The sequence below is a fragment of the Bifidobacterium sp. SO1 genome (assembly GCF_018555335.1).
In the GTDB taxonomy this organism is placed as follows: Bacteria; Actinomycetota; Actinomycetes; order Actinomycetales; family Bifidobacteriaceae; genus Bifidobacterium; species Bifidobacterium simiiventris.
On record NZ_JAFEJR010000039.1, the window covers coordinates 1 to 4,219 of the forward strand.

General features: G+C 56.2%; 3 protein-coding genes. All 3 read left to right on the top strand.

The window, feature by feature from the left end; translation table 11 throughout:
• Positions 1-67: 67 nt before the first annotated feature.
• From JS541_RS14480 to JS541_RS14490, 3 genes are read left to right on the top strand one after another with little or no spacing between them, the layout of a single operon-like run.
• Complete coding sequence (locus JS541_RS14480; protein ID WP_033496043.1) at positions 68-1,126, top strand: IS1595 family transposase; 1,059 nt, start codon at positions 68-70, stop codon at positions 1,124-1,126.
• Between the two features lie 54 nt (positions 1,127-1,180).
• Positions 1,181-1,366, top strand: a complete 186-nt coding sequence (locus JS541_RS14485; RefSeq protein WP_033496041.1) for a type II toxin-antitoxin system RelB/DinJ family antitoxin — start codon at positions 1,181-1,183, stop codon at positions 1,364-1,366.
• A 28-nt stretch (positions 1,367-1,394) separates the two neighbouring features.
• On the top strand, positions 1,395-4,139 hold the full coding sequence (locus JS541_RS14490; RefSeq protein ID WP_033496039.1) for an N-6 DNA methylase: 2,745 nt from the start codon (positions 1,395-1,397) through the stop codon (positions 4,137-4,139).
• The last annotated feature ends 80 nt before the right edge of the window (positions 4,140-4,219 follow it).

Here is a 4,219-nt window from a genome sequence, read left to right on the forward strand (position 1 = left end):
AGGCTCTGTTAGACCGAGGTTGACTTTTTGACTTGCGTCGTAGTTACCGAGTAGCTACAATGAAGGTATGAGAACGGGCAAGGTGGCGCGTATAGCCGATAGGGTCAGGAAGGAACTCGGCGAGCTGACGCCGCAGGAGCGCACTCTCGCCATCAAGGCGCTGCGCGATGCCTTGTATGAGGGTTCCGCATTGGATGCAGCGACGAGTGACCCGAAGCAAATGGATGCGTGCGTGCGCTGCGGAAGCATCCGAATCATCCGCAAGGGGCATGGCCGTGACGGCTCCCAGCGTTGGAAGTGCATGGACTGCGGACGGACGTTCGGTGTGCGCACGAACCGGGTGATGGGCATGAGCAAGCTCAAGGCGGGCGTGTGGATGCGATTCCTTGAATGCTTCGTGGATTGTCTGAGCCTGCGCAAGTGCGCCCAGCGTTGCGGCGTGTGCCTGAAGACCGCGTTCCTCATGCGTCAGCGGGTCATCGAGTGCATACGCCGGTACACGCCCGTTCTGCGTTCCGAGGCGGGCATGTCTGTCCAGTTGGACGAGACGTACTTCCGCGAGAGCTTCAAGGGCAACCATACGAAGTCGGCCGTGTTCGTCATGCCCCGCAAGGCCCACCGGCGCACCAAGTCCCTACGTAAGCGTGGCTTGTCGAAGGAGCAGATATGCGTGGCGACCGGCGTGGACGATGCGGGCCGTTCGTTCCTGACCGTATGCGGGCGCGGCGTCATCTCCAAGGACCGTGCCATGAGCGCATTGAAGCCCCATATCGGACGCGGCACCGACGTGCTGACCGACGGCGCGCCCGCCTATGTGAAGCCATTGGCGGAACTGGGCGCGAATCTCACGCAAACCGATGCCGGCGATCATGCGATCAACCGGGTGAACACATTGCATGCCCGGTTGGAGGATTTCATGTTCGGCTTCCACGGCGTATCCACGAAGTATCTGCAAGCCTACTTGGACTGGTTCCAATGGCTCGGCGCATTCACCGACGGGTTCGGCGAGACCGACGATAACCGGCTACTCGCCCGTCAGCTCGGCAACGGCCTGTACCGCATCCGCCGTCGCGACTACCAGCGCATGACACCGCCATACATGGACTACTGGAAGAAAGCCGCATGACATCGTGCATACGATGTACAGTCGGAACAACCAAACAAAGCATAGGAGGCGCGTATGGCGAGTATACCCACCACGACCATGAGGATAGACCCACAGCTCAAGGAGGAATCCAGCCAAGTGCTGGAAGACCTCGGACTCACCCTCTCCGGCGCGGTCACGATCTTCCTCAAGGCCGTCGTCAGGGAACAGGGGCTACCGTTCGACGTACGGCTGAATCAGGATAGTCATAGCGAAGAGTGAACCGGCATACGGAGAAGGAGTTCAACGAATGGCTTCCACGAAGAAGCAGAAGCGCGAGGCGCTGTCGGTGCAGAGACTCATCAATGAGGTACTGGTCCAGAATCTCGGCATTCCCGCCCACAATGTCGTCAACGACGCCACATTCCAGAAATACACTGGTTCGCTACGGCCGGACATCCTGATTTCCAACATGCCCTACGCGAATGATCCGAATGACCCGAATGATGAGAGTCGATTCGTAGGGAACCTGATTTGCTATGTGGAGGCCAAGGACATCACCTGCAAGATCAATGACTCCGACTGGAAAGACGCCATCTCCCAGGGCAAGGTGAAAGCGCCGAAACTCGGACTGCACTACTTCGGCGTCACCAACTGCAACATCACATACTTCTACAACCTCAACGGCGACCGATTGTCGTTGAACGGAAATCCCATTTCCGAATTCCAGACGATGGACGTGCTTCGCATCATCAAGAAGCAAACGGAAACCGATGCCGGAACATCCGACATTGACATGGGCGTCGATGCGCTCACCGCCGTGAGCGAGGCGGTGTTCAACAGCAAACTGTGGCAGCTCAAGAACATCTACCGGGCCATTGACTTCGAGAACAACACGAAGAAGATCGATTTCACCGTTGGACTTATCTCGATGGAGTACTACGAGGAGAAGGCGAAAATCGACGGAGACTTCGACGAGTCGAGGCAATGGTGGTCCACCGCGAAGGAACTGCCGGACAGTACCATTGCGTCGGCTTTGGTGGGATACATCGACGATCTGACCGGCGACGATTCCGAATTCAAGGAATTCTCCGCCCCTGTCGAAGTAGTCAAAGCGCATATTTCCGGCAGTAACCCGTTGGTTAAGGCGAGTCAGTTGCGGGAGATCTATGATGTCGTGGACAGCATGAGACCCTTGCATGGAACCGGCTTCGATCTGTTCGGAGCGGTGTACGAGGCGTTCGCCAACTCCAAGGAGAAGAAGGATTTCGGCGAGTACTTCACCCGCCGTCACTACACGCACATCTTCGCGAAACTGCTGCTCGGGAATCGCGACCGTTATAACCCGGATGCCGAATTCACCATCATCGACCCGTTCGTAGGCACGGGAGGCATGCTTACGGAGGCTTACAAGGTACTGCGCTCCAATTTCGAGAAAAGCAACACCATGACTTGCGAAGCCAAGGAATTCCTCTCCTCGAAATGCTTCTACGGCATCGATCTTCGCAGCGAGAACGCCTCGCGATCCAAACTGAACATGTTCCTCGTCGGTGACGGGCACAACCACATCTACAGTGACGATTCGCTGATTCCGGCTAAAAAGGACGGGAAGGAAGTCATCACCGGCAAGTCGGGCACCTACGATTACGTCATCACCAACCCGCCATACGGACAGGGCACGATTCTGGCCGACACCGTCTTCCTCAGCAGCAGGAGAATGGAGGTGGCCGCAATCTGCCGCGCCATCGACCTGCTCAAAATCGACGGGCGGGCATGCATCGTCACACCAGATGGCGTGTTGGAGAACCCGTCGTTCCAATCGTTCCGCGAGGAACTGATGCTCACTTGCGAGATTCAGGCCATAATCTCGCTGCCAAAGTTCGCGTTCGCCCCGTATACGAAGGAAAAGACGTACGCGCTGTTCCTGAAGAAACGATACGAACGGTTCCACATTGCAGACCCCGTTCAATCGAAGAGCTCCTACGAGGAACGACGGCAGAACGGCAGATTCCAGACCACGCCGATATGGATGTACATCGTGGACAATGACGGCTTCGCGAACTCGGACAAACGGTACCCGACCCGACTCAGGGGCAATGACCAGCATTGGCTCCACGACGAAGTATCCGGCTGGGTGGACGGCGACGGCATGGAACACGTCTCGCAACTGGAGGAACGCTGGAACACCAGATACGACGATGAGGCCACATCCGGGACAACATGGCAGTCGGAGGACGGCAGTGAAGTGAAACGCCGCAAGGGCGGGAACATCACGATGAGCCTCGTCCTCAAGGATCCCTATCTAACCTTGCTTCCGGAAAGGTATCTGCGTCCCTACGACCCTCACTTCGTCACGCCGGAGGAATTCCAGCATGAACTGAGCGTCATCAAGGAAACCATCGATATCTCTCAGAGTGCGAATGATGCAGCTCCGGACGATTCCGTCGAAGCGGAGGACTATCAGGCTCGAAACAAGCCGGTAAAGGACATTCTGGACTGCTTGAGTGGAAACACCGGGCTTACCGAGGAACTGATCTACAACATGAGTGGTATGCCCGGACCTCGATACGAGGTTCTTACCGCATCCACTCAAGCCGACACGGCGATGGGCTTCATCCCCCAGTGCAACATACCCTCAAGCAACGGTCAGACACGCCCTCTTAAGACGTTCTCCGGCAAAGAAGGATTGCTGGTGGTACGCAAGGGCAAGGCCGGCGGAACGCGATTCCTTTCTAAGGGAAACTACGCAATCAACGATGACGCCTATATCCTCTCGGTCAAGGACAACTGCCCTTATAAAGTGGATTTGAGATGGTTCTCCATCGCCTACAAGTCTGAATTTCTGGCCTACGCCTCCAATTCCGACAACGGGACATGGAATAAGACAGGATTCTTCGAAAACGTCACGATTGACATACCCTCTTTGGAAGAGCAACAGGAGCTTATCGACACCGTGAGTAAGGCTCAAAAACTGGCTGAGCAACTTGACCTTGCCCAGTGCAGACTCAATGCTCTCCTCAACAAGGAGATAGATCTCCCCAACACCGGCAGGTAATCATAACGGGATCGTCATGCACCGAGGTAATCAGGGTGACGATCCCGTTGCTTAAGTCAACCTTGGTCTAACAGAGCCTA